The organism is Williamsia herbipolensis (genome assembly GCF_036153515.1).
In the GTDB taxonomy this organism is placed as follows: domain Bacteria; phylum Actinomycetota; class Actinomycetes; order Mycobacteriales; family Mycobacteriaceae; genus Williamsia_A; species Williamsia_A herbipolensis.
On record NZ_CP108021.1, the window covers coordinates 302,555 to 327,172 of the forward strand.

General features: G+C 69.6%; 26 protein-coding genes. 12 read left to right on the forward strand and 14 right to left on the reverse strand.

Features of this window, described 5'->3' with window-relative positions; all coding sequences use genetic code 11:
• Positions 1-3: 3 nt before the first annotated feature.
• From OG579_RS01335 to OG579_RS01345, 3 genes are all read right to left on the reverse strand, one after another.
• Positions 4-996: a sigma-70 family RNA polymerase sigma factor gene (locus OG579_RS01335; RefSeq protein ID WP_045822634.1), complete on the reverse strand. Its 993-nt coding sequence runs from the start codon at positions 994-996 to the stop codon at positions 4-6.
• Positions 997-1,147: 151 nt separating this feature from the next.
• Positions 1,148-2,650 (reverse strand): DUF7782 domain-containing protein, encoded by a 1,503-nt coding sequence (locus OG579_RS01340; RefSeq protein ID WP_328857808.1) that lies wholly within the window; start codon positions 2,648-2,650, stop codon positions 1,148-1,150.
• Between the two features lie 43 nt (positions 2,651-2,693).
• Positions 2,694-3,035 (reverse strand): DUF3099 domain-containing protein, encoded by a 342-nt coding sequence (locus tag OG579_RS01345; RefSeq protein WP_052688825.1) that lies wholly within the window; start codon positions 3,033-3,035, stop codon positions 2,694-2,696.
• A gap of 90 nt (positions 3,036-3,125) precedes the next feature.
• Here OG579_RS01345 and OG579_RS01350 point away from each other — a divergent pair, with 90 nt between their 5' ends.
• Positions 3,126-3,368, forward strand: coding sequence for a DUF3039 domain-containing protein (locus OG579_RS01350; RefSeq protein WP_045822545.1), 243 nt, complete (start codon positions 3,126-3,128; stop codon positions 3,366-3,368).
• Here the strand turns inward: OG579_RS01350 and OG579_RS01355 are convergent, their stop codons facing one another.
• Positions 3,369-4,364, reverse strand: a complete 996-nt coding sequence (locus OG579_RS01355; protein WP_408068722.1) for a YihY/virulence factor BrkB family protein — start codon at positions 4,362-4,364, stop codon at positions 3,369-3,371.
• Between the two features lie 365 nt (positions 4,365-4,729).
• On the opposite strand from OG579_RS01355, the gene OG579_RS01360 reads away from it, so the two are divergent.
• Positions 4,730-6,424 carry a DEAD/DEAH box helicase gene (locus OG579_RS01360; protein WP_328857809.1) on the forward strand — a complete coding sequence of 565 codons (1,695 nt, stop codon included), beginning with the start codon at positions 4,730-4,732 and terminating at the stop codon, positions 6,422-6,424.
• A gap of 100 nt (positions 6,425-6,524) precedes the next feature.
• Here the strand turns inward: OG579_RS01360 and OG579_RS01365 are convergent, their stop codons facing one another.
• Positions 6,525-6,731, reverse strand: a complete 207-nt coding sequence (locus tag OG579_RS01365) for a DUF7455 domain-containing protein (RefSeq protein ID WP_055788822.1) — start codon at positions 6,729-6,731, stop codon at positions 6,525-6,527.
• A gap of 159 nt (positions 6,732-6,890) precedes the next feature.
• Here OG579_RS01365 and OG579_RS01370 point away from each other — a divergent pair, with 159 nt between their 5' ends.
• Positions 6,891-8,249 carry a DUF952 domain-containing protein gene (locus OG579_RS01370; protein ID WP_328857810.1) on the forward strand — a complete coding sequence of 453 codons (1,359 nt, stop codon included), beginning with the start codon at positions 6,891-6,893 and terminating at the stop codon, positions 8,247-8,249.
• A gap of 64 nt (positions 8,250-8,313) precedes the next feature.
• Here OG579_RS01370 and OG579_RS01375 read toward each other — a convergent pair whose 3' ends face one another.
• Both OG579_RS01375 and OG579_RS01380 read right to left on the reverse strand, forming a co-directional pair.
• Positions 8,314-8,955, reverse strand: a complete 642-nt coding sequence (locus OG579_RS01375; RefSeq protein WP_328857811.1) for a response regulator transcription factor — start codon at positions 8,953-8,955, stop codon at positions 8,314-8,316.
• Positions 8,952-10,151, reverse strand: coding sequence for a sensor histidine kinase (locus OG579_RS01380; RefSeq protein WP_328857812.1), 1,200 nt, complete (start codon positions 10,149-10,151; stop codon positions 8,952-8,954). Before OG579_RS01380 ends, OG579_RS01375 begins: the two co-directional genes overlap by 4 nt.
• Before the next feature lie 154 nt (positions 10,152-10,305).
• Between OG579_RS01380 and OG579_RS01385 the strand changes: the two genes are divergently transcribed.
• On the forward strand, positions 10,306-10,857 hold the full coding sequence (locus OG579_RS01385; RefSeq protein WP_328857813.1) for a hypothetical protein: 552 nt from the start codon (positions 10,306-10,308) through the stop codon (positions 10,855-10,857).
• 66 nt (positions 10,858-10,923) lie between these two features.
• Here OG579_RS01385 and OG579_RS01390 read toward each other — a convergent pair whose 3' ends face one another.
• Together OG579_RS01390 and ppgK are read right to left on the reverse strand one after the other, a co-directional pair.
• Entirely contained in the window at positions 10,924-12,300 is a 1,377-nt protein-coding gene (locus OG579_RS01390; protein ID WP_045822550.1) for an RNA polymerase sigma factor, read from the reverse strand.
• A 160-nt stretch (positions 12,301-12,460) separates the two neighbouring features.
• Positions 12,461-13,279 carry a polyphosphate--glucose phosphotransferase gene (gene ppgK / locus OG579_RS01395; RefSeq protein WP_328857814.1) on the reverse strand — a complete coding sequence of 273 codons (819 nt, stop codon included), beginning with the start codon at positions 13,277-13,279 and terminating at the stop codon, positions 12,461-12,463.
• A gap of 236 nt (positions 13,280-13,515) precedes the next feature.
• On the opposite strand from ppgK, the gene OG579_RS01400 reads away from it, so the two are divergent.
• Complete coding sequence (locus tag OG579_RS01400; protein WP_045822552.1) at positions 13,516-14,364, forward strand: inositol monophosphatase family protein; 849 nt, start codon at positions 13,516-13,518, stop codon at positions 14,362-14,364.
• An 18-nt stretch (positions 14,365-14,382) separates the two neighbouring features.
• Here OG579_RS01400 and cei read toward each other — a convergent pair whose 3' ends face one another.
• Positions 14,383-15,069: an envelope integrity protein Cei gene (gene cei, locus OG579_RS01405; RefSeq protein WP_328857815.1), complete on the reverse strand. Its 687-nt coding sequence runs from the start codon at positions 15,067-15,069 to the stop codon at positions 14,383-14,385.
• Positions 15,070-15,443: 374 nt separating this feature from the next.
• Between cei and OG579_RS01410 the strand changes: the two genes are divergently transcribed.
• Complete coding sequence (locus OG579_RS01410) at positions 15,444-15,743, forward strand: DUF4193 domain-containing protein (protein WP_045822554.1); 300 nt, start codon at positions 15,444-15,446, stop codon at positions 15,741-15,743.
• A gap of 117 nt (positions 15,744-15,860) precedes the next feature.
• On the opposite strand, the gene OG579_RS01415 is transcribed toward OG579_RS01410, so the two are convergent.
• Positions 15,861-16,376 (reverse strand): DUF3093 domain-containing protein, encoded by a 516-nt coding sequence (locus OG579_RS01415; protein ID WP_045822555.1) that lies wholly within the window; start codon positions 16,374-16,376, stop codon positions 15,861-15,863.
• Between the two features lie 22 nt (positions 16,377-16,398).
• On the opposite strand from OG579_RS01415, the gene dut reads away from it, so the two are divergent.
• Positions 16,399-16,884, forward strand: coding sequence for a dUTP diphosphatase (gene dut, locus OG579_RS01420; RefSeq protein WP_045822556.1), 486 nt, complete (start codon positions 16,399-16,401; stop codon positions 16,882-16,884).
• Between the two features lie 5 nt (positions 16,885-16,889).
• On the forward strand, positions 16,890-17,771 hold the full coding sequence (locus tag OG579_RS01425) for a DUF3710 domain-containing protein (protein ID WP_328857816.1): 882 nt from the start codon (positions 16,890-16,892) through the stop codon (positions 17,769-17,771).
• 29 nt (positions 17,772-17,800) lie between these two features.
• Here the strand turns inward: OG579_RS01425 and OG579_RS01430 are convergent, their stop codons facing one another.
• A complete protein-coding gene (locus OG579_RS01430; protein WP_328857817.1) occupies positions 17,801-18,532 on the reverse strand; it encodes an alpha/beta fold hydrolase in 732 nt (243 codons plus the stop codon).
• A gap of 103 nt (positions 18,533-18,635) precedes the next feature.
• Between OG579_RS01430 and OG579_RS01435 the strand changes: the two genes are divergently transcribed.
• A complete protein-coding gene (locus tag OG579_RS01435; RefSeq protein WP_045822558.1) occupies positions 18,636-19,010 on the forward strand; it encodes an OB-fold nucleic acid binding domain-containing protein in 375 nt (124 codons plus the stop codon).
• Positions 19,000-19,740, forward strand: a complete 741-nt coding sequence (locus tag OG579_RS01440) for a DUF3159 domain-containing protein (protein ID WP_408068723.1) — start codon at positions 19,000-19,002, stop codon at positions 19,738-19,740. Before OG579_RS01435 ends, OG579_RS01440 begins: the two co-directional genes overlap by 11 nt.
• Here the strand turns inward: OG579_RS01440 and OG579_RS01445 are convergent.
• Both OG579_RS01445 and OG579_RS01450 read right to left on the reverse strand, forming a co-directional pair.
• Complete coding sequence (locus OG579_RS01445) at positions 19,730-20,389, reverse strand: potassium channel family protein (RefSeq protein WP_055788785.1); 660 nt, start codon at positions 20,387-20,389, stop codon at positions 19,730-19,732. The genes OG579_RS01440 and OG579_RS01445 overlap by 11 nt on opposite strands.
• 46 nt (positions 20,390-20,435) lie before the next feature.
• Positions 20,436-21,098 (reverse strand): potassium channel family protein, encoded by a 663-nt coding sequence (locus OG579_RS01450; protein WP_045822560.1) that lies wholly within the window; start codon positions 21,096-21,098, stop codon positions 20,436-20,438.
• A gap of 89 nt (positions 21,099-21,187) precedes the next feature.
• On the opposite strand from OG579_RS01450, the gene OG579_RS01455 reads away from it, so the two are divergent.
• Both OG579_RS01455 and OG579_RS01460 read left to right on the forward strand, forming a co-directional pair.
• Positions 21,188-23,257, forward strand: coding sequence for an APC family permease (locus tag OG579_RS01455; protein ID WP_328857818.1), 2,070 nt, complete (start codon positions 21,188-21,190; stop codon positions 23,255-23,257).
• Positions 23,254-24,612 (forward strand): class I SAM-dependent RNA methyltransferase, encoded by a 1,359-nt coding sequence (locus OG579_RS01460; RefSeq protein ID WP_328857819.1) that lies wholly within the window; start codon positions 23,254-23,256, stop codon positions 24,610-24,612. The genes OG579_RS01455 and OG579_RS01460 overlap by 4 nt, the downstream gene beginning before the upstream one ends.
• The last annotated feature ends 6 nt before the right edge of the window (positions 24,613-24,618 follow it).

The window sequence follows — 24,618 nt, forward strand, 5'->3', positions numbered from 1 at the left end:
CGATCAGCTGGCGTAGGCGCGCAGACGCTCCGCGCGATCACCCTGACGGAGCTTCGACATGACCTCACGCTCGATCTGACGGACCCGCTCGCGCGAGAGGCCGAACAGGCGACCGATCTGGTCGAGGGTGCGGGGCTGGCCGTCGTCGAGGCCGAAGCGCAGACGGATGACCTGCTGCTCGCGCTCGTCGAGGGTGGCCAGCACGGTGCGGACGTCGGTGTGGAGCAGACCGGCGATGACGGCGCTCTCGGCCGAGGTGGCCTCGGCGTCCTCGATGAAGTCGCCCAGGGGCGCCTCCTCGTCGGTGCCGACGGGCATGTCGAGGCTCACCGGGTCGCGGCTGTGGTCGAGTAGATCGGCGATCTTCTCGGCCGGGATGCCCGACTCCTCTGCCAGCTCGTCGTCGGTCGCCTCACGCCCGAGCTGCTGGTGCAGTTCGCGCTTGATGCGCGCGAGCTTGTTGACCTGCTCGACGAGGTGGACGGGGAGCCGGATGGTGCGGCTCTGATCGGCCATGCCGCGGGTGATGGCCTGACGGATCCACCACGTCGCGTACGTCGAGAACTTGAATCCCTTGGCGTAGTCGAACTTCTCCATCGCGCGGATCAGTCCGAGGTTGCCCTCCTGGATCAGGTCGAGCAGCGGCATGCCACGACCGGTGTAGCGCTTGGCCAGCGACACCACGAGGCGCAGGTTGGCCTCGAGCAGATGCGACCGCGCCGACTCACCCTCGCGGACGAGCTGCGCGAGATCGCGCTTCTTGGTGGGGGACAACCGCTTCTTCGTGGCGAGGACGTGCTTGGCGTAGAGGCCGACCTCGATGGCCTTCGCCAGGTCGACCTCCTGCTCGGCGTTGAGGAGAGCCGTGCGGCCGATCCCGTTGAGGTACACCCGGACGAGATCTGCCGCCGGGCTCTGGGCGTCGAGATCCGCGTCGGTCATCTGCGGGCGGATGGTGTCTGCGGGCCTGATCGTCGTGGCGGTGGAACTGGGCATGTCGGCCTCCTCGCGAGCGTGTGTCTTCATGGGGTTCAACGGTTCGCTCTACGCGAATAGTTCCCCGCTGTCCCCTGACCAAACACCCGTGACCTGTGGCGATGTCCAGACCGGTCTGAGAAGTTGCTGAGAGTACCCCTCGCCTCGCCGGTCAGCCGGGTGGGAGGAGGATCCCGTGGCGCACGAGGTCGTTCACGAACCCTCGCAGCACCGCGGGATCGAGCGACTCGCCGGTGGCCGCGGCGAGCAGATCGGCGACGTCGGCGACCGACAACCCGTCATGGGAGAGACCGGCGACGAGCGAGCGGCCCCAGGAGTCGATCTCGTGCGTCCACCGCGGTCCGTCGGTGCGGTGCAGCCGGCACACCACCTCCGACCACCCGGCGCCGTCGGCGCCGATCGTCGAGATCTGTTCCAGCGCCACGTCGGGGGCGAGCTGGAGTCGGGCGTCGTCGATGTCGTGGGTGCGCAGCCACGCGGCGCGGGACAGGTAGGCATCGGCCTCCGGTCCCATCGGGTCGGAGATCGCGTGCGACATCTCCTCGGCCAGCAGATCGGTCGCCTCGCCCGTGGACCGCAGGAACACGAATCCGAACCCGACGCCCTCGACGCCCGCGCGGTCGAGGTGCTCGAGCCACTCCTGCGCGCGGCGCGCGCCGTCACCCGACCGCGGGTCGAGGCCCGCATCGCGCAACCAGGTGCCGACGTAGAGAGCGGGATCGGCGACGTCGCGCTGCACCACCCAGGCGTCGACACCGTGGTCGGGGATCCAGCCGGCGACCCGTTCGCGCCAGTCGCCGCCGGTGACGACCCACGAGGCCAGCAGGCACGCGGTGCCACCGTCGGCGAGGTGATCGGCGGCCGTCGACACGACCAGCGCGCTCGCGCCGTCCAGGTCGAGCCCGGAATCGCGGTAGCTGTGGGTCACCGTCGGTGTGCCCACTACGAAGGGCGGGTTCGCCACGACGTGGTCGAACCGCTCCCCGTCGACCGGTGCGAACCAGGGACCGGTGCGCAGGTCGTAGCGGTCGGCGCGGACACCGTTGATCGCCATGCCCGCGCGTGTCATCGCCGCGGCGCGTGCGGTGATGTCGGTGGCGACCACGTGATCGGCTGTGTCGAGGGCGTGCACCGCCTGCACGCCGCATCCCGTCCCCAGATCGAGCACCGATCCCGACGCGGTCACCGACGCCCGCAGCAGCGACAACGACGCCTGACCGACGCCCAGCACGTGGTCCGGAGCGATCGTGGTCTCGCGGGTGGCGCCGTCGAGGTCGGAGAACAGCCAGCGTGTGCCGCGGCCGGTGTCGAGGGGACGGACGTCGACGGCGGCGCGCACCCCGTCGCCGTCGGGGCGGAGGAGTCCGACCGCTTCCGCGGTGTCGAGGTCGAGCGGGCCGAGAGCGGCGGCCACCTCCGATCGGTCGCAGGTGTCTCCGATCAGCAGCAGCCGGGTCAGCGTTCCGAGTTCGCCGCCGCCGGCACAGGCCCGACGTACCGGAACCGGTTCGCCGCGCCCCAGCGCGGCGTGGGCGTCCTCACCGAGCAGGTCGAGGACGCCGTCGGCGTCGTAGCGGTGGGCGACGAACGCGGCCCGCAGATCGTCGGCCACGGTGTGCAGGTGCGCGACGTCTGTCGCGGCGGGCTCGGTCATCGCACGACCGTGTCACACCGCCGACAGGTGCAGCGGGGGTGGATCAGTCGTCGTGGCCCTTGAGCTGACGGAAGTGCGTGGCGGCGACCGCGGGCGGGTCGGCGTCGCCGGACCACTTGTAGCGCGGGACCTCACCCTTCTCGCGCGGCGGCCGGTCGTTGGCGATGAGCACGGCCACCCAGGGGATCGGGATCGACAGCGCGATGACGGCGAGGGCCAGCAGGCCCGATCCCGTCGCGCCGTAGACGATCCCGGCGATCACGAGGGCGGGGACACGGAAGGCCATCAGGCTCAGGTAGCGACGGACCCGGGCCTTGTGCTGGTCTTCCTGAGAGACCTGCGCCTGGGTGATCAGGATCGCTTCTCGTGCCTCTTCGTGTGCCATTGCTCCACTGTTGCACTTTCTGTCCAACAATGCATCGATGCAGCTCACATACGACGTTTGTCACCTCTGGGAATCAGGCAGAATGGGGTCATGGGAACGCAGACCATCGAACGCCCCGATGTCGACATCGACACCGACGAGACCACCGATGACGACACCCCGAAGTTCTTCCACTACGTGAAGAAGAACAAGATCGCCGAGAGCGCGGTCATGGGCAACCACGTCGTCGCGTTGTGCGGCGAGGTGTTCCCGGTGACGCGCTCACCCAAACCGGGTTCGCCCGTGTGCCCCAAGTGCAAGAAGATCTACGAGAAGCTCAAGAAGGGCGAGTGATCAGCGCGGCCTGATGCGCTCGCGACTCTCGGGTACATCGGCCTCGGGCGGCCGCGACTGACGGCGGATCGGGCCGGTCTGGATGCGCTTGGGCACCGACTTCAGCTGGTCGGTGAGATCGGTGGTCTGCGCCGACACCCAGTCCTTGACCTGGTCGATGTGGGTCGGTCCCGCCGTGGGCCACGTCGCCTGCACGGCGGCGTTGAACTGCGCACCGATCACGATCGCGAACCCGAGGAAGAACGTGAACAGCAGGAACGCGATCGGCGTGGCGAGTGCCCCGTAGGAGTAACCCGTCTTGGTGATCGACCCCAGGTAGATCCGCAGACCGGCGCTGGCGAACCAGAACACGACGCCGGCGAGTACGGCGCCCCCGACCAGTCGATGCCAGGGGAGTGGTTTCGGCAGCGACACCCGGTAGAGGGTGGTCAACCCCAGGATCAGCAGGATCGCGACAGCGGGGTAGTAGCCGATGTGGATCACCTGCGTGCTGAACGGTCTCCACGAGTCGGGTGCGATGTCGGCGGCGTAGGTGGGGCCGAGGGCGACGAGTGGCAGCACGAACGTCGCGACCACCAGGAACACGATGTAGAGGTTGAGCGCGAACACGCGCTGCCACACCGCATTCCGCACATCGTGTTGATCGTGGGCTTTGTTGATCGAGTCGACGAAACTCGACATCGCCGACGACCCCGACCACAGCGACAACACGAAACCCAGCGAGATGAGCTCACCGCGGCCGCGCGCGAGGACGTCGTTGACCGTCGGGGTGATGATCTCGTCGACGATGTTGTCGCTGAAGGTCTGCCCGGCGAAGTTGATGATCCGGGTACGGATCATCTCGGTGGTGCCCGGACCGAACCATCCTCCGATGTAGCCGATGCTGCCGAGCAACCCGAGGAGCAACGGCGGCAGCGACAACGTCTGCCAGAACGCGGCCTGCGCCGACATGCCGAAGATCGAGTCGTCCCACGCCTTGACGATCGCCCGCCACATGACCCGGGGGAGCGACCGCAGCACATGCGGACGCCCCGGCGACGCGGTGCGTGTCGGTTCGTGGTCGGGGAGGTCGCCGGTGGGGGTGATGGGTCCAGCATCCCCGATCGAGCAGCGCGGTGGGCGTAGGAGGTCGCCGCGACGACCGTGTCGCCGGTCGCGGGCGGGACGTTCGGGGCCGCCGCGAGGGTACGATCTGATGCGGTCGGTGCGTCGGTCCACCCGGATGGCGGAAGCGATCGGTGTGACCGACGGTCCGCCTCGTCGCCCACGGCGCGTCGACATCCCCCGCCCATCACGAACGCCCGTCACGACTGCCCCCCCCGTTTCGGCGTATGTCGAGGAGTTCTGAGATTTCCGAGGTCATGGTTCCGCAGGCCACCGAGTCGCTGCGTACCTGGCAGCGTCGTGCGCTGACCAAGTACCTGGCGACCGCGCCGCGCGATTTCCTCGCCGTGGCGACACCCGGCGCCGGCAAGACGACGTTCGGGCTGCGCATCGCACGGGAACTGCTCGGCGACCGCACCGTCGACCAGATCACCGTGGTCGCGCCGACCGAGCACCTGAAATTCCAGTGGGCGCAGGCCGCCGCGCGTGTCGGGATCGCTCTCGACGCCAACTTCCGGAACACCGTCGGCGTCACGAGCAGCGATTTCGACGGCGTCGTGCTCACGTACGCCCAGGTCGCCGCCCATCCCTCCCGACATCGCGTGCGCACCGAGAACCGTCGGACCCTGGTGATCCTCGACGAGATCCACCACGGCGGCGACGCGAAGACCTGGGGCGACGCGATCTCCGAGGCGTTCTCCGACGCGACCCGTCGGTTGTCGCTCACCGGGACGCCGTTCCGCTCCGACGACGCTCAGATCCCGTTCGTGACCTACGAACCCGACGGGGGCGGGGCGCTGCGCTCGAAGGCCGATCACAGCTACGGCTACGCCGACGCCCTCGCCGACGGCGTCGTGCGGCCGGTGGTGTTCCTCGCGTACTCGGGTCAGGCCAGCTGGCGCACGAGCGCCGGCGAGGAGTTCTCCGCCCGACTCGGCGAACCGCTGTCGGCCGAGCACACCGCGCGCGCGTGGCGCACCGCGCTCGACCCGCACGGCGACTGGATCCCCGCCGTGCTCACCGCCGCCAACACCCGCCTGGGCCAGCTGCGCACCTCGGGCGTCCCCGACGCCGGTGGACTGGTCATCGCGAGCGACCAGAAGACCGCTCGCGACTACGCCGAGTTGCTCGAGGAGATCTCGGCCTCACCGGTGACCCTCGTGCTCTCCGACGAGGCGTCGTCGTCGAGCCGCATCGACGAGTTCGCTGCGTCGGACGACCGCTGGATGGTCGCCGTGCGCATGGTGTCCGAAGGTGTCGACGTCCCGCGGCTCGCCGTCGGCGTCTACGCGACGAGCGCCTCGACCCCGCTGTACTTCGCGCAGGCCGTCGGCCGGTTCGTGCGATCACGACGCCCCGGCGAGACCGCCAGCGTGTTTCTGCCGTCGGTGCCGGTGCTGCTGCGCCTGGCCAGCGAGCTCGAGGCGCAGCGTGACCACGTCCTCGGGAAGCCGCACCGCGAGAAGGAGGGCTTCGACGACGAGCTGATCGCCGAGGCGAACAAGACCGAGGACGAACCCGGTGACGACGACCCGGCGTTCATCTCCCTGCACGCCGACGCCGAACTCGACCAGGTCATCTTCGACGGCTCGTCGTTCGGCACGGCCACCTTCGCCGGCAGCGACGAGGAGTCCGACTACCTCGGCCTGCCGGGGCTCCTGAACGCCGACCAGGTGCGCGACCTGCTCCGGCAACGCCAGACCGACCAGATCACCACGCGATCCGCGGCACCCCCGCCGCCGCAGCGGGAGAAGACCGAATCGACCGGACAGCAGCTCTCGGCGCTGCGTCGAGAGCTCAACAGCCTCGTCGCGATGCACCACCACCGCACCGGGAAACCGCACGGCATGGTGCACAACGAGCTGCGCACCCGACTGGGTGGGCCGCCCACCGCCATGGCGACCGCGGATCAACTCAAGGAGCGGATCAGCGCGCTGCGCACGTGGAAGTGACGACACCGACCACGATGCTCCCGCAGAGACGCCGACGGCACCGTCGCGATGCGACGGTGCCGTGGACGACAGCTCTATTGACCGCGAGGCGGCCGGATGATCAGACCAGCTCTTCCTCGGAACGGGTCACCGTGGCGCCCATGTCAGCGAGTCGGGCCTCGTGCTCGTTGTAGTGGTGGCGGCAGAACAGCAGTTCACCGCCGGCCGGAAGGGTCGCGCGTACACGTGCTGCTGCACCGCAACGGTCACAACGGTCGGCAGCGGTGAGGGGCATGGAGATCGAGGTGGTGGTGATGACATCTGACATGGTTCCTCCGTCCCGGGCGAGCGCGAGCGCTTCCCTTCGCGAGCTGACCCACCAGGAGTGGTGGGCTTCTCTCACTCTTTCAGACGAATCAGCTCCCCGTATTGTTCCCGCGCCGCAGCACACCGGTCGTCATTCATCGTTAACAACCGGGGGCCTGCGGTGATCGGGCGCACGCCGAGCGGCCCCGGACACCCCGGCGGCGACCGGGCTCGCTTCGTCTGGGTCCTCTTCGTGGTGGGCGCGGTGTGTCAGTACCTCGGCGCCGCCATCGCCGTGCCGCTGTTCGACCGGACCGATCCCGAGGTCGTGGCGTGGCTGCGCACGCTCTCCGGTGGGGTGGTGCTGGTCGTCCTGACCCGACCGGTCGCGATCGTGGGCGACCGTGTCCGTCTGCGCCGTGCGACGGTGTTCGGACTCGTCACCACCGCCATGAACATCGCGTTCTATCTCGCGATCTCGCAGGTCGACCTCGGTGTCGCCGTCGCCGTCGAGTTCATCGGCCCGATCACCGTCGCCGCTCTCGCCGCCCGGGGAGCACGTGCGATCGCCGCACTCGTCGCGGTGGCGCTCGGTGTCGTGCTGGTGAGCGGGGTGTCGCTGCAGGGGTCGGCGATCGGTGTCGGCTGGGCGTTGCTCGCGGGCGCGCTGTGGGGCGGGTACATCGTGTTCGGTGCCCGGGTCTCGGCGGCCGGTGCAGCCGCCGAGAGCGGTGTCAGCGGGTGGCGGCACGGTGTCGAGGATCTCGGTGTCGGCCTCGCGATCGCCGGTGTGCTCTCGGCGCCGTTCGTCCTCGGTGTGAGTGTGGTCACGGGATCACCGAACCTGTCTCTCGGCCTGGTCGGCGCGGCGGCGGCGGTCGGGGTGCTCTCGAGTGCGGTCCCATACGTCCTCGACCAGATCGTCCTCACCCGGATCGACCGCGGGCGGTTCGCGCTCATGCTGTCGCTGCTGCCCGCCACGGCGGTGATCGTCGGCGCCGTCACCCTCGCACAGATCCCGGCCCCTCTCGAGCTCGTGGGCATCGCGCTGGTCATCGCGGCGATAGCGCTCTCGGCGGGTCGACCTCGGCGCGTGACGCCCGAATCGCCGGATCGACGACCGCACGCCCCGGCCGATGTGGCACCGTGGAGGTCGATGACATCGCCTTCTGCCGACGACCCCGGTCCGGTCGTGCACCTGTGTCCCAAACCCGACTGGGTCCACGCGTCGAGCCACGGACGGCTCGAGCCGGAGTCACTGTCGACCGTCGGGTTCATCCACCTCTCCGACCTCCGCCACGTGCACATCCCGGCCAACGCGGTCTTCGCCGGTCGCACCGACCTCGTGCTCCTCGAGATCGACCCGCAGCGCGTACCCGCCGACATCGTGTGGGAGGACGGCGATCCGCCGCATCCCGACGGCATCGCGTTCCCGCACCTCTATGGTCCGCTCCCGGTGACGGCGGTGATCCGCGTGCACGACTATCAGCCGGGGCCCGACGGGACGTTCGGCGCGCGCACCAGCCTCGACGCGCACTGACTCAACCGCAGTCGCGGGCGCTGCACCACGACTGCTGTCCGTCCGCAGCACGAGCGCGACGTGGCTACCGCCCGTCGCGCGCGATGATCGCCGCCTGCACCCGTGACCGGACGTCGAGCTTCGCCAGGACATGCGACACATGGGTTTTCACCGTCGTCGGACTGACGAACAGCCGCGCGGCGATGTCGGCGTTCGACAGCCCGTCACCGATGCAGTCGAGCACCTCACGTTCGCGATCGGTGAGGACCGAGAGGTCCACCTGTGAGGTCGACCGGGTGGTCGAGCGATCCCGGGCGAACCTGTCGATCACACGGCGGGTCACCTCGGGCGCCAACACCGCATCGCCGCGTGCGACCGCCTCGATCGCCGCCACGATCGCCTCGGTCTCGGCGGTCTTCAGCAGGAACCCGCCTGCACCGGCGTCGAGCGCCGCGAACACGTGGTCGTCGATGTCGAAGGAGGTCAGCACCAGCACTGAGGCGAGTCCGTCGCGCACGATCTCGGTGGTGGCGGTGATGCCGTCGGTGCCGGGCATGCGGATGTCCATCACCACGACGTCGGGTCGCAACGACTGCGCGAGGCGGACCGCCTCGTCACCGTCGCGGGCCTCGCCGACGATCTCGATGCCGTCGGCCTGTCCGAGCATCATCGCCAGTCCGGCGCGGATCGCCGTGTGATCGTCGGCGATGACGACCGTGATGGTCATGCGGCGGCCCCGCTGTCGGGGAGGGGCAACGACGCGGCGACGACCCAGTCGCCGCCCACACGTCCCGCAGTGCAACGGCCTCCGGCGGCCCGAGCCCGGAGCGCCATGTTCGCGACACCGTGCCCACCCGGGGTCGACGAGGCCGCCTCGTCGAGGACGGCGTTGCGGACCGTGAGAGTCAGCTCGCGCGGGGCGACCACGACCTCGATCGAGATCGGTTGCCGTCGAGCATGTCTGGTGGCGTTGGTGAGTGCCTCGGCGGCGATCCGGTAGGCGCACACGTCGACGGCCGGCGGCAGATCGGCCGGGATCTGCGGGGTCACCGACACCGGGGATCCCGCGGTCCTCGCCGTCGTCACCAGGTGGTCGATGCGGCGGAGCGACGCGGTGCGTACCGAACCCTCGTGGTCATCGGTGCCGTCACACGTCCCGGCGCGGCCGTCGCCGTCGAGGACGTCGATCAGGGCGCGCATCTCGCCGAGTGCCGCCACGCTGTTGGCGCGCACCGACGCCAACACCTCGGCGGTGGCGGGGGAGGCGGGGCCCGCCGTCAGGGCGGCGGCCGACTGCAGGGCGATGCCGGAGAGGTGGCCGGCGACGATGTCGTGGAGATCGCGGGCGAGGCGTCGCCGTTCCTCGGTGACGGCGTCGGCACGGTCGCGGTCGGCGAGCTGCGCCAAGATCGCCGACCGTTCCCGTTCGGCCGCCGCGGCCACGCGATGTTCGGCGATGGCGCGGCCGTACCCGATGGGGCCGATCACCAGGGCCAGCACCCACAGTCCGGCGAGCAACACCGTCTGCCAGCCGGCCCCGAGCGCGATCACCGTCGCGAAGGCGAGGACGGCAAACGCACCGAGAACCGCATACATGGTGTGGACGGTGCGACGGCCGGCGTACAACGCCACGGCGTACACCACGTCCGAGAGCACCAACCACACCGAGAGTGACTGCGCGACAACGGTGTCGATCGCGACCACGGCGAGGCACAGGGCCAGGGCCGTTCCCGGCGAGGTGGAACGCACCGACTGCGCTCCGCAGGCGGCGGCGAGGGTGATCAGCCCCAGCCACCGGGGCAGGTCGAACGGTGTGCCGGAGTCGCCGCCGACGACGTTCAGATCGGCCACGAAGAGGACGACCCCCAGGGCGCCGAAGGCCAGACAGACACACAGGTCCCGCGACCGCGGCCGATCGGCCACCGCACTCCACACCCCGTCCACCTCCGTCGCCTGTGGATTCCATCTCATCACGGGTACCCCGAGGCACGGATCGTCCGAAGTGATGAGCCCGGAGCCGCGAGATCGCGCCTGCGGCCGACGCGAGGATCCATGTCGTCCGACGACGCTGGAGGACATGGATTCCCCCGTGCTCTTCGTCATCATCGGCTGCGAGATCGGTTTCTGGGTCATCGTGTTCGCAGGACTCGCGGTGCGGTACGGATTGCGCGCGCAGCGGGCGTCGACGATCGTGCTCCGGCTCGTGCCCGTGGTCGATCTCGTCCTGTTGGCCGCCGTCGCGCTCGATCTGCACGCGGGTGCGCAGGTCGAACAGATCCACCGCATCGCCGGCATCTACCTCGGCGTCACCGTCGCGTTCGGTCATTCCATGATCCGGTGGGCCGATGTGCGGTGCGCGCACTGGTTCTTCGACGGTCCGCCGCCACCGCCACGGGTGAAGCACGGGCCGGAGGCGGTACGTCGCGAGGTCGCCGAGTTCGGGCGATGGCTGCTCGCCGCAGCGATCGCAGGGGCCTGCATCCTCGGGTTGGCCGTCACCGTCGCCGACTCCGATCAGGCGCACGACCTGTTCGGGATCTTCCCCCTGCTCGGCATCATCACCGCGATCTGGTTGGTCACCGGACCGGTGTGGGCGGTGGTCGACCAGGGGAGCCGTGCCCGTTCCTGACCACACCGACGACTCGGCCGCCCCGGAACGATCTCCGGGGCGGCCGAGTCGGTGGAACGGGTGTGCCTAGTCGAGGTAGTCGCGCAACACCTGCGAACGCGACGGGTGACGCAGCTTCGACATCGTCTTCGACTCGATCTGACGGATGCGTTCACGCGTCACGCCGTAGACCTGGCCGATCTCGTCGAGGGTGCGCGGCTGACCGTCGGTGAGACCGAAGCGCAGACGCACCACGCCCGCCTCACGCTCGGACAGCGTCTCGAGCACCGATTGCAGCTGATCCTGCAGCAGGGTGAACGACACGGCGTCGACGGCCACGACTGCCTCGGAGTCCTCGATGAAGTCACCGAGCTGGCTGTCGCCCTCGTCGCCGATGGTCTGATCGAGCGAGATGGGCTCACGCGCGTACTGCTGGATCTCCAGCACCTTCTCCGGCGTGATGTCCATCTCCTTGGCGAGCTCCTCGGGGGTGGGCTCGCGGCCCAGGTCCTGCAGGAGTTCGCGCTGGATGCGACCGAGCTTGTTGATGACCTCGACCATGTGCACCGGGATACGGATGGTGCGGGCCTGATCGGCCATCGCGCGGGTGATCGCCTGACGGATCCACCAGGTGGCGTACGTCGAGAACTTGTAGCCCTTGGTGTAGTCGAACTTCTCGACCGCGCGGATCAGACCGAGGTTGCCCTCCTGGATCAGGTCCAGGAACGCCATACCGCGGCCGGTGTAGCGCTTGGCGAGCGAGACGACGAGACGAAGGTTGGCCTCGAGCAGGTGATTCTTGGCGCGGTTGCCGTCGCGGGAGATCCAGGACAGGTCCCGGCGCTGGGCGACGGTGAGCTTCTCGCCGGCGTCGGCGATACGGCGCATGCGCTCGGTGGCGAAGAGTCCGGCCTCGATGCGCTTGGCGAGCTCGACCTCCTCCTCGGCGTTGAGCAGCGCGACCTTGCCGATCTGCTTGAGGTAGGCGCGGACCGAGTCGGCCGAGGCGGTGAGCTCGGCGTCCTTACGGGCCTGACGCAGCGCCTCGGACTCGTCCTCGTCCCACACGAAGTCGCCGGACTTCTTGTCCTCCTCGGTGGGCTCCTCGATTTCCTCGGCGTCGGCCTTGGCGGCCGGCTTCACCTTGGCGGTGGCGCCGTCGGAGTCGGTGGACGGTTCCTCGACCTCGATGTCGTCGACGACGATCTCCTCGTCGATCTCACCCTCGGGGGCGTCGAGATCGTCGATGGACTCGGGGTTCTCGTCGCCATCGGTGGCGGGATCGGCGGCGGCCGGGGCCTTGGCGGTGGCCTTGCGGGCCGCCTTCTTGGCGGGTGCCTTCTTCGCGGGTGCCTTCTTGGCGGCCGTCTTCCGGGCAGTGGTCTTCTTCGCTGCTGCTCGCGGTGCGGTCACGTCCGAGGACTCGTCGCTGTCCGTTTCCTGGCGAGTTTTGGTGGCTGCCACGTACGACCTTTCGGGACTGGAATCATGTGGCGTCACACCGAGAGATCACCTCGGCGGAGCGGGGGCGTGATGGGCCGGCTCGATGGCCGACCGACCCATTGTAACGATTCGACGGCCCCGCCGTTCGCCACACCACGCTTGGCGTCGCCATAACCGCCGATCAGGGCCGCAGATGGGCACTGACGGCCATCGCCGCGCCGACGATCCCGGCGGTGTTGAGCAGTGTCGCCGGGACCACCGGTGTGCGGTTGGTGAGGTGCGGTACCCACTTGTGGGCCTTGCGGCTGATACCGCCGCCGGCGACGAACAGGTCGGGCCAGAAGAGGTTCTCGTAGGCGGTGAGCACCTTCGACACGTGGCCGGCCCACTTCTCGTAGGACATGTCCTTGTCCTCTTTGACCTTCGACGACGCCTGGTGCTCGGCCTCGACCCCGCCGACCTCCATGTGGCCGAGTTCGGTGTTGGGCACCAGCTTCCCGTGGAACAGGATCGCCGAACCGATGCCGGTGCCGAACGTCAACAGCATGACCATGCCCGCGGCGTCCTTGCCTGCTCCGAACGCGTCCTCGGCCATCCCCGCCGCGTCGGCGTCGTTGAGGACGGAGAAGTCGCGATCGCCGAGTGCACCGGCGAGCAACGGGTACGGGTCGGTCCCGATCCACGACTTGTCGATGTTGGCGGCGCTGCGCACCACACCCCCGGAGACGACGCTGGGGAGCGTGACACCCACCGGCCCGGTCCAGGCGAAGTGGTCGGTCACCTGGTGGATCCCGTCGGCGACCGCGGCGGGGGTCGACGGCTGCGGGGTCAGCACCTTGAATCGTTCGCCGACGAGCTCTCCGGTCGACAGGTCGACGATGCCGCCCTTAATGCCCGACCCGCCGACGTCGACGCCGAAGGCCAGACCTCCCGACCCGTCGCGCGGGACGTCGGCGCCCAGAGGCGCCGCGGGGTCGGTGGCGGGTGTCGCGTCGCTCATGGCGAGGTCCTCTCGGCAGACGGCGTCCGAACGGCTCTCGCGCCCGGCGTGGCTCGTGGATGTGACCGTCGGTGGTCACCGATGGTGGCCGACTCCGACTCGCGCTCAAGGCTAGTCATGACCGCGACCTCGCGCTGCGGGCTCACCGATCCACACGCCATCCGCGTCTCGCCCGTGTCGATGTCCTGGCGGGTGCGACCGCGGCACCGCCCGCACGGGTGTGCTGACATGGTGGCGTGACCTCTGCCGCTGAACTGACCGCCATCGCCGTCGACGTCGCCCGCGACGCTGCCGCACTGATCCGGACCCGCCGCGGTGACCTCATCGAGCACGCGGCGGCGCCGATGCACTCCTCGGCGGTGTCGACGAAGAGCACACCCACCGATCCGGTCACCGTCGTCGACACCGAGGCCGAGGCGGCCATCCGTGCCCATCTGCACCGCCTGCGCCCCGATGACGCGTTCCTCGGCGAGGAGGACGGCGGGTCGCTGGAGGTGCCCTCGGGGGTGCGCTGGGTGGTCGACCCGATCGACGGGACGGTCAACTTCCTCTACGGGATCCCGGCGTACTCGGTGTCGATCGCCGCGCAGATCGACGGGGTGTCGGTCGCCGGCGCCGTCGTCGACGTCGCACGGTCGATCGTCTACTCGGCCACCCGGGGTGGTGGAGCGGTCCGTGACGACGGCACCGGACCGCACCCCCTGCGGGCGAACGCGGTGTCGTCGGTGTCGCTGGCGCTCGTCGCCACCGGCTTCGGCTACGGCGCGGACCGGCGCCGCGCACAGGGCCGGGTGATCGCCGAGTTGCTCCCGCGCATCCGTGACATCCGTCGGGTCGGGTCGGCAGCGCTGGATCTGTGCATGGTGGCATCCGGTGCGGTCGACGCGCACTTCGAGCACGGACTCAACCCGTGGGACTGGGCCGCAGGCGCCCTCATCGCCGAGGAGGCCGGCGCGGTGGTCCGCACGCCCGGTCCGCAGTCGCGGGGCGGCGAGGGGCCGGTCACCATTGCCGTCGCACCGGGTATCGCCACGGAGTTCCTGGCGCTGCTCGACGAGATCGGTGCGTCGGGTCCGATCAGCTGATCGGGTGCGGGGAGGGTCTCAGCAGGATGCGTTGTGCACGGCGGAGACCAACGCCGGATCGGCGCCGGTGCGCGGGTTCGACGGATCGGCCTGACGCAGTGCCTCGAGCACGGCCTGTGCGTCCTGCGACTGTTCACGGCCGGTGAACTGGGTTCCCAGCACGAGGTCGACCACCGAACCCGACCGGCCGTCGTCGACGAGTTGGGCGCAGGGCTCGGCCACCCAGAGCGCCGCGGCGGCGGCACGGCTGGCCTGGCCGAAACGGATCTGTCCGACGCAGTCGAGGTTCTGATCGGGGTAGACGGTGTCGTCGGCGTACGGGGTGTCGGTCGCCGGGGTGAACCCCTGCGAGGTCAGGTCGTCGAGCACGCTGCGTGCCTGACCGCGCTCGGCCGAGGCGTTGAGGACACGCACCTGGAAGGTCGACAGCGCTCCCGGCGCCACGTCGAGCAGATCGCTGTTGGCGACGGTCGTCGTCGGCGCGGCCGACGGTGCGCCGGAGGGGGTGGCCGAGGACGGGACCGGCGGCTGATTGCAGCTCGTCGTCGCCGACGCCGAGCCGCCGTCGGACAGAGCGCTGATCCACACGGCGAGGGCCAGCACCAACAGCACGACGACGGCGATGACGAACGGGATGAAGCGGCGGCGTCGGAAAGGACGACCGTGGTCGTCGGTGGGGTATCCGATGGTGATCTGCGAAACCACGCTCGACTGACTTCCCTTCGCAGGTGGCCGGGGTTCGGTGATGGTCCCGGCGGCGACCCTCACCATAGGCGGCGAGCGCGGTGCCGCGCCGGTGCGACATACGCAGTTGACCCCATCCGGTGGGTGAGCTACGCTTCGCCCGCCTTAGCGTAACTGGGCTTGTGGTTCAGAAACTCGGCCCCTGTGGTCAAGCTCACTGCACATCACTCCGGCGAGGGCAACAAAACCGACGGATGTGTCGTTACTACATGGCACACCCGTGAGGGACGGGACGACTCGAAGCAAACGGGTCGTCCACACACGGCGCCCGACGATCTCGCGAAACAAGCGGAACGCAGTCGCGCCGGCCAAAGGTATTGAGTGAAGGCGGAAACATGGCTACTGATTACGACGCCCCACGTCGAACCGAAACCGAAGACCTCAGCGAGGACTCGCTCGAGGAGCTCAAAGCGCGACGGAGCGAGGCGCAGGCAGCGTCGGTCGACGTCGACGAGGGTGACACGGCCGAGTCCTTCGAACTGCCCGGTGCGGATCTGTCCGGAGAAGAGCTCTCCGTCCGGGTCGTTCCCAAGCAGGCAGACGAGTTCACCTGCACGAGTTGCTTTCTCGTGTACCACCGCAGTCGACTGGCCCGTGAGAACGGCAACTCGTTGATCTGCGTGGACTGCGCCTGATCGAGAAGGTCTTCCCGACTGGGGAGTGAACGGTGTCGCCGTCCCACGGCGACGAGAGACAGCGAGCGCCGATCCGCCGAGAGGCGGGTCGGCGCTCGTCGTGTGTGAGGTCGGTCGTCAGTCCTGGTCGCGTGCCGAGGCGTCGGACAGGCCGATCGCCGCGAGCAACTCGGCGGGATGTCGGGTGCTGACCAGCCAGTAGGGCGTCGGGTCATCGGGGTCGTCGAGGACGAGGAGCACCATCGTCTTGACCCACGCCCGATGCATCATGAACGCCGCCGGGTCGAGCTGCCGGCCGAGCGCCGCGCTCTTCGCCGTCGCCGGGATGGTGGCGCCGCGGGCGATCAGCGACACGGGCAGATGCGCCTTGTGGGCCCACAATTCGCCGTCGGCGGTCACACGGACGGTGACACGGCCCATCGACCACAGCATCCACACCGCGAGCACCGCGACAACGACATAGGCGACGGCGCTCCACGACGCCTGCCGGGCCGCGAGCTGGATCTCGTACCCGAACACGCCGACCACGACCGCGGCCGCGGGCCACCACCACCACGGGACCCGCAGACGCTCGGTGAAACGGTCGGCGACAGGGGACAAGCCGCGCTCGTCGGTCGATGAAAACGATGCCACCAGGCCAGCGTAGTCTTCGCCTGTGGCAGTCGATGCGCAGGTCGAGACGGTTGCATTCCGACGACTCGACCCCTCGGTCCCCCCTCCGCTCCGCGCTCACGACTCCGATGCCGGGGTCGATCTGTGCAGCACGGTGGACACGGTGCTGGCCCCCGGTGCGCGTGAGCTCGTCCCGACCGGCATCGCCGTGGCGCTGCCCGTCGGCACGGTGGGCCTGATCCATCCGCGCTCGGGTCTCGCCACCCGCGTCGGACTCTCCATCGTCAACGCGCCCGGCACCGTCGACGCCGGCTACCGCGGCGAGATCAAGGTGTGTCTGATCAACCTCGACCCGTCCGAGCCGATCACCATCCACCGGGGCGACCGCATCGCGCAGCTGCTGGTGCAGCGGGTCGAGCTCCCCGAGTTCGTGGAGGTCGACACGCTCGACGAGACCAGTCGTGGGACCGGCGGCCACGGCTCGAGTGGTGGTCACGCGTCGCTCGTCGATCCGCGTCGGGAAGGATGACGATCATGACGGAGGAGATCGGTTCGGGGCGGGGCCCCTACGACATCGAAGATCTGGCCGACGACGTCGACCTGTCCAACTCGCATCTCGACCTGGGATCGGTGCTCGTACCGGTCGTGGAGGGCGGGCAGGTCACCGTCGAGATGACCGCCGACCATCAACCCCAGGCGGTCCACCTCGTGACCCCGCACGGTCGCATCAGCGTTGCGGCGTTCGCCGCCCCGCGGTCACCCGGCCTGTGGCGAGAGGTGGTGGGGGAGTTGGTCGACACCCTGCGCACCGACGGCGCCGAGGCGTCCACAGAGGACGGACACTGGGGCCGCGAGGTCGTGGCCGTCGTGCCCGGTGGTGTGCACCGGTTCATCGGCGCCGAGGGTCCCCGCTGGATGGTCCGCTGCGTCGCGAGCGGTCCGCCGGAATCGGCCGACGACCTCGCGCCCGTCGCGCGCGCGGTGCTCAGTGAGTCGGTGGTGCGACGCGGCTCCGATCCACATCCGCCTCGTGATCCGCTGCCCGTCTCGCTGCCGCCCGTGCTCGCCGAGCAGGTGTTCGCCGCGCAGCAACAGATGCAGGCCGACGGTGTGATGGATCAGTTCGCCGCGGCCCCCGAGGAACTCGCCGAGCAGACCGGCACCCCACCGGCCGAGCCGACGTCCACCGTGACGGGTGCCGGTGCCGACACCGAGGTCGCGCCCGAGGGTGCGATCGCCCAGAGCGCTCGTGCGCACGTCATCGGTGAGGACGATCCCGTCGGGACCGACGTGCACCCCGACATCGAGGTCACCGACGCCGCGACACAGGAACCGTCGGAGGCCGAGGCGGATCGGTCACGTCGGTCGTCGGGGTCGGCGCTGCAGCGCCTGCGCCGACGACAGGGCAAGAAGTAGACCCCCCACGGCACGAAGTGAACGGCGGCTCAGGCCAGTTCGGCCCAGGCCGACGCCGCCGCTCGTCCGATCGTGCCCGGGTCGTCGCCCCAGGCGTCGAAGGCGATCGACCGCAACGACGAGCGCGGCGCGAGGTGCGCCCAGCGCTCCGCGTTGTGGTGGGGATGGATGGGGTCGTCGCGTACTCCCACCACCGCCAGCGGCACCCCGAGTGCCGACAGCATCCCGGCCGTCGGTGTGCGCATCGCCGCCGCCTCACCGAGCTGTGAGCGCAGCGGTGCCCCGATCGACCTCCACGACCGCGCCAGCTCCTCGCCCAGCCACGCGGGGGTGTTCACCCGCATCTCCGCGGTGGCGCCGTCGATCCCGAGACGGTCGATGAGATCGACCGTCGCCAGAGCACTCAGCGCCGCCGGCGACGGCGCGGACTCCCCGTCGAACAGCCAGGGCGGCATCGCGGCGACGACACCGGCGCACGCGTCGGACTCGAGCGCCCACCCGACGCCGACGCAGGCACCGATGGAGATCCCGGCGACGAGGACCGAACCGTCGCCGGCGGCAGCGACCTCGAGCGCGCGGAGATAGGCGGTCTCGACCCCGTCGGGGCCGGGATCGACGGCGGCCAGCGGCAGGCCCAGGGCATCGGCGAGCGGGGTGAAGGCGCGCCTCGCGTAGTCGGCGTCGGAACCCGTCCCCGGTAGCGCCACCAGCACCGATACGTCTGCGAGAGCAGCGGTCCCGGACGGTGCGACGGTGGCCATCCCATGATCCTGCCCCGTGGGTGGTGTGGTGATCGGGCGAGGTCTACCCTGGCGATCCAGGGGCCGTCATCAAGGCCCCGATCAGCGACCGTGAAAGGGTGCGATGACCGCAGGAGCCGGATACCTCAAGCGCCTCACCAGGCGTCTCACCGAGGATCTCGAGCAGGCTGACGCCGAGAAGATCTCGGAGCAGTCGCAGGCCACCGGTGCCCAGCGCGCGTGCGACTGTTCGCGCGGCGAGGAGGTCAGCATGCTCGGTGAGCTGCGGTCGGTGCAGACCTGTTCGAAGGCGACGAAGACCGGGGTGGTCGCGGAGTTCTTCGACGGCACGGACGTCGTCGTGCTGAAGTGGATCGGCCGCAACCGCATCCCCGGTATCGAACCGGGACGCAAGATCACCGTGCGCGGACGTCTCGGCGAGAAGGACGGCGCCAAGGTGATCTACAACCCGTACTACGAGCTCCTCGGTGACGACTGACCCCTCGCGTGGCCTGTCCGACCCTGAACACGCACCCGACACCCCGGATACCGTCACGACAGCCGCGGCCGCGGCGCCCACCCTGCTCGAGCAGATGGGCGGCATACCCGGCCTGATCTTCTCGACCGTCCCGATCGTGGTGTTCGTCACGGCCAACGCCATCGGCGGTCTCACCCCCGGCATCATCGCCGCCGTCGCGGTGTCGGTGGCGATCTTCGCCTACCGGCTCATCCGCCGCGACCCGATCCAGCCCGCCGTCTCGGGTCTGTTCGGTGTGGCCATCTGCGTGTTCATCGCCCACCGCACCGGCGACGCCAAGGGGTTCTTCCTCGTCGGCATCTGGACGACGCTCGTCTACGCGGGCGCGTTCCTGCTGTCGATCCTGGTCCGCTGGCCGTTGGTCGGCGTCATCTGGAACGTGGTGAACGGCAACGGGACCGCGTGGCGCAAGCACCGGAAGACCCTGCTCGCCTACGACCTCGCGACCGCGGTGTGGGCGGTGCTGTTCGGGGTCCGCTACCTCGTCCAGTCGTTCCTCTACGACTCCGACCAGACCGGCCTGCTGGCGGTCGCGCGCATCGGGATGGGATGGCCGCTCACCATCGCCGCCGGCCTGGCGACGGTCCTGCTGGTCCGCTGGGCCGAGCGCGAGGAGGCGACCGGACCCGACGTGACGATCGACCCCGACGGGGCACACGAGACCGGCGGGGCGTCCGCGGCTAGAGACTGAGGATCGCCTCGCGCAGAGCCTCTTCCACCTCGGCCGGTGCGATGAACACCAGTTCGTCGCCGCCCTCGACCGGGTCGTCGGCCTGGGGCACGATCACCCGCCCACCGCGCAGGATCGCCACCAGCGCCGCGTCCCGCGGCAGCACCAGCTTGCGCACCGGCTTGCCCGCGAACGAGGTGTCCTGCGGCAGCGTGATCTCCACCAGGTTCGCCTGACCCTGCCGGAAGGTCATGAGCCGCACCAGATCTCCGACCGAGACGGCCTCCTCGACCAACGAGGCGAGGATGCGCGGCGTGGACACCGCCACGTCGACACCCCAGCCCTCGTCGAAGAGCCACTCGTTGCGCGGGTCGTTGACGCGGGCCACCACACGGTCCACGGCGAACTCGGTCTTGGCCAACAGGCTCACCACGAGGTTGGCCTTGTCGTCGCCGGTGGCGGCCACCATCACGTCGTAGGTGTGCAGCTGCGCCTGTTCGAGGTTGTCGAGCTCGCAGGCGTCACCGTTGATCCACGTGGCCCCGGGGACCGAGGCCTCGTCGATGTTGTCGACGCGTCGCTCGAGCAACATCACCTCGTGCTTGTTGTGGAGCAGTTCGCGGGCGATCGACCGACCCACCGCACCCGCCCCGGCGATGGCGACCTTCACCGTTGACCACCTTCGTCGTGGGGACCGTCGACGATCACGGCCCCGGTCATCCTGCGTCCCGTTCGCCCGCGGCGACCTCGAAGGCCTTGTCGCGGTTGTCGCGCAGCACCGAGACGAACACGTTGTCGTCCTGCTGCAGCACCGTGCGAGGTTCGGGCAACAGCGCGTTGCCCAATCGGTTGATGAACGCGATCCGCGCCCCGGTCTCCTCCTGGAACACCGCGGCGGTCTGGCCGATCCAGCTCTCGTGGAACGGGATCAGCGTCACCAGCACCGAGCCGGAGGGATCCCGCCAGGCCGTCGACGGGCTGCCCTCGCCGAGTGCGGCGACGAACCGCTGGGTGGTCCACGGCACCGTCGCGACGGTGGGGATGCCCAGACGTTCGTACACCGCGGCGCGTTTGGCGTCGTAGATCCGGGCGACGACCTTCTCCACACCGAAGGTCTCGCGCGCGACACGCGCGGCGATGATGTTCGAGTTGTCGCCGGAGGACACCGCGGCGAACGCGTCGGCGTCGGCGATGCCCGCGGTCCGCAACACGTCCCGGTCGAAGCCCACACCCTTGACGGTGGTCCCGCCGAAAGCACTGCCCAGACGACGGAACGCCGAGGAGTCACGGTCGACGACCGCCACCTCGTGCCCCTTGCCCTCCAGGGCCAGAGCCAGGGACGAACCGACCCGGCCGCACCCCATGATCACTACCCGCACCAGCGTCCTCCTCGGTACAACCGGACCCGCGATCGGAAACGCTACCGCCCCACGTCGCCGCGGTGACCACCACGTCCTATGGTTGCCCAGTGTCCACCGTGTCCAAGCTGTCCGTAGCAGCGAAACGGCTCGTCCTCGGACGTCCGTTCCGGAGCGACACCCTCGGCTCCACGCTGCTGCCCAAGCGGATCGCACTGCCGGTCTTCGCCTCCGACGCGATGTCGTCGGTCGCCTATGCGCCCCAGGAGATCTTCCTGGTGCTCTCGGTCGCCGGACTGTCGGCCTACACCTACACCCCGTGGATCGGTGTCGCCGTCGCGGTGGTGATGGCCGTGGTGGTCGCGAGCTACCGGCAGAACGTGCACGCCTACCCCTCCGGCGGCGGCGACTACGAGGTGGCGACGGTCAACCTCGGGCCCAAGGCCGGGCTCACCGTCGGCAGCGCCCTGCTCGTCGACTACATCCTCACCGTCGCGGTCTCGATCTCCTCGGCGGCGGAGAACATCGGTTCGGCCATCCCGTTCGTCGAACAGCACCGGGTGTTGTTCTGCGTGGTGGCCATCGTGTTGCTCACGAGCGTGAACCTGCGTGGCATCCGGGAGAGCGGCACCGCCTTCGCCATCCCGACCTACGCGTTCATCGCCGGCATGGTCGTCATGCTCATCTGGGGTTTCGTGCAGATCTTCGTCCTCGGTGACGACATCAGCTCCGAGACCGCCGACTTCGGCGTGAAGGCCGAGAACAACCACCTCGTCGGCATCGCCTTCGTGTTCCTCATCGCCCGCGCGTTCTCCTCGGGCTGCGCGGCGCTGACCGGTGTCGAGGCCATCAGCAACGGCGTGCCCGCGTTCCAGAAGCCGAAGTCGCGCAACGCCGCGACGACACTGTTCCTCCTCGGCGCGATCGCGGTCGTGCTGCTGCTCGGGATCATCCTGCTCGCGCAGAAGATCGGCGCGAAGTACGTGGAGAACCCGGCCGCCGATCTCACCGGCGCCCCGGCGGGATACCAGCAGAAGTCTCTGGTGGCCCAGCTCGCCCACGCCGTGTTCGCGAACTTCACGCCCGGCTTCTACTTCGTCACGATCGTGACCGCGCTCATCCTCGTGCTCGCCGCCAACACCGCGTTCAACGGATTCCCGGTGCTGGGTTCGGTGCTCGCGCAGGACCGGTACCTGCCGCGCCAGCTCCACACCCGCGGTGACCGCCTCGCCTTCAGCAACGGCATCCTGTTCCTCGCCATCGCCGCGATCGCCTTCGTCGTCGCGTTCGGAGCCCAGGTGACCGCCCTCATCCAGCTCTACATCGTGGGCGTGTTCGTGTCGTTCACCCTGAGTCAGATCGGCATGGTGCGGCACTGGACCCGCCACCTACGCACCGAGACCGACCCCGGTGCGCGCGGACGGATGCAACGGTCACGCATCATCAACTCGATCGGCCTGGCGATGACCGGCACCGTCCTCGTCATCGTCCTCATCACCAAGTTCCTCGCCGGCGCCTGGATCGCGATCGTGGCGATGGTGGCGATCTTCGGGTTGATGCAGCTCATCCACCGGCACTACGCGTCGGTCCAGACCGAGCTCGACAACAGCGAGTACGAGACGATCCTGCCCAGCCGCACCCACTCGGTGGTGCTGGTGTCGAAACTCCACCTGCCCACCAAGCGAGCCCTGGCCTTCGCCCGTGCCACCCGCCCCGACGCGCTCGAGGCCATCACCGTCAACGTCGACGACCGCGACACCCGGCGGCTCGTGGCCGAGTGGGAGAGCAGCGACATCACCGTCCCGCTGAAGGTGATCGCGTCGCCCTATCGTGAGATCACCCGTCCCGTCATCGATTACGTCCGTCGGCTCCGCCGGGAATCGCCGCGCGACGTCATCACCGTGTTCATCCCCGAGTACGTCGTCGGTCACTGGTGGGAGCAGATCCTGCACAACCAGTCGGCGCTGCGCCTCAAGGGACGACTCCTGTTCGAGCCCGGCGTGATGGTGACATCGGTTCCGTGGCAGCTCAGTTCGTCGGACCGCCGCAAGAACAAGGACCGCATCTACAACGCACCCGGCGACCTGCGTCGCGGCATGGTGGGTGCCCCCGAACCGCTCGGCGCGGAAACCCGCAGCACCCCGCCCGGTGCCCGCGGCTCCGGCAGCGACACCCCGTGAGCGCGCGGCCTGCCGAGTCCGGAGGCTGGACAGGGTCGCGGCGCGAACTCACCGACCTGCGTCCGGCACACGGGGGTGCGATGGTCGGTCGCGACGAAGGTCGCGCGGTGTTCGTGCGCGGTGCCCTGCCCGGTGAACGCGTCCTCGTCGAGGTGACCGAGGACCGCCACCGCTCCTACTGTCACGCCGTCGTCGTCGAGGTCGTCGAACCGTCCGCACACCGGATCGATCCGGTGTGCGCCGCGGCCGCGGCCGGCGCCGGGTGCTGCGACCTCTCGTTCGCCACCGACGACCATGCGCGCGACATCAAGGCGACGGTCCTGCGCGAACAGCTCGAACGGCTCGGCGGGTGGTCTGCGGATGCCCTGCGCGCGGCCGGTGTCGACGCGGTCGGGGTCGCGTCCCTCGGTGCCCCGACGCACTGGCGCACCCGCGTCCGTATGCCCGTCGACGCCGCCGGTGTCGTCGGTGTGCACGCCCCGGCGTCGGATGCCGTGGTGACCGGTGCACGATGCGCGCAGCCGATCGTCGGGCTCCTCGACGGACTCGACGCCCACTCCTGGACGCCGGGCGCCGAGGTGGTGGCCGTGGCCGGGGACGACGGTGTGATGCACCTGACCGAACTCGTCATGAGCCCCGCGACACCCGCGCGGGGTCGGTCCGGACGGGGTCGCGACGACCGTCGAGGACGGGCGCAACGGGCACGGGCCGGCCGTTCGGTGACGCGGGAGACCGTGGTGGCGGGATCCGACACCGCCGTGCACCGCGTCGGCGGCCGCACGTGGCTCCTGCCGGTGACCGGCTTCTGGCAGGCACACCGTTCCGCCCCGACCCGCTACGGCGAGCTCGTGGCGGAGATGGCCGCGCGCCACGCCCCGACAGCGACGTCGGCGTGGGATCTCTACGGCGGTGTCGGGGTGTTCGCCGGCGCACTGTGCGACGCCATCGACACGCTGACCTCGGTGGTGGTGGTCGAGGCCGACGCCGCGGCGACGGCCGCGGCGCGCGCCACCTACGCCGACGACGACCGTGTGGCGGTGTACCGCGGACCCGTCGACGCCGCCCTGGCCAACCTCCCCGCCCCCGACGTCGTCGTCGCCGACCCACCGCGCAGCGGCGCCGGCCGATCGGTCGTCGAGGGCATCTGCGCCGCGGCCCCGGCGTTGGTCGTCCACGTCGGCTGCGACGCCGCCACCTTCGCCCGTGATCTGGGAACCTACCGCGAACTCGGCTACCGACCCGTCGAACTCGTCGGGCTCGACGCCTTCCCGTTGACCCACCACGTCGAGGCCATCGCGGCCCTGGTGCCCGACCCCACACTCGGCAGTGGCCGATCGGACGAGCCCCTTCCGTAGACTCGA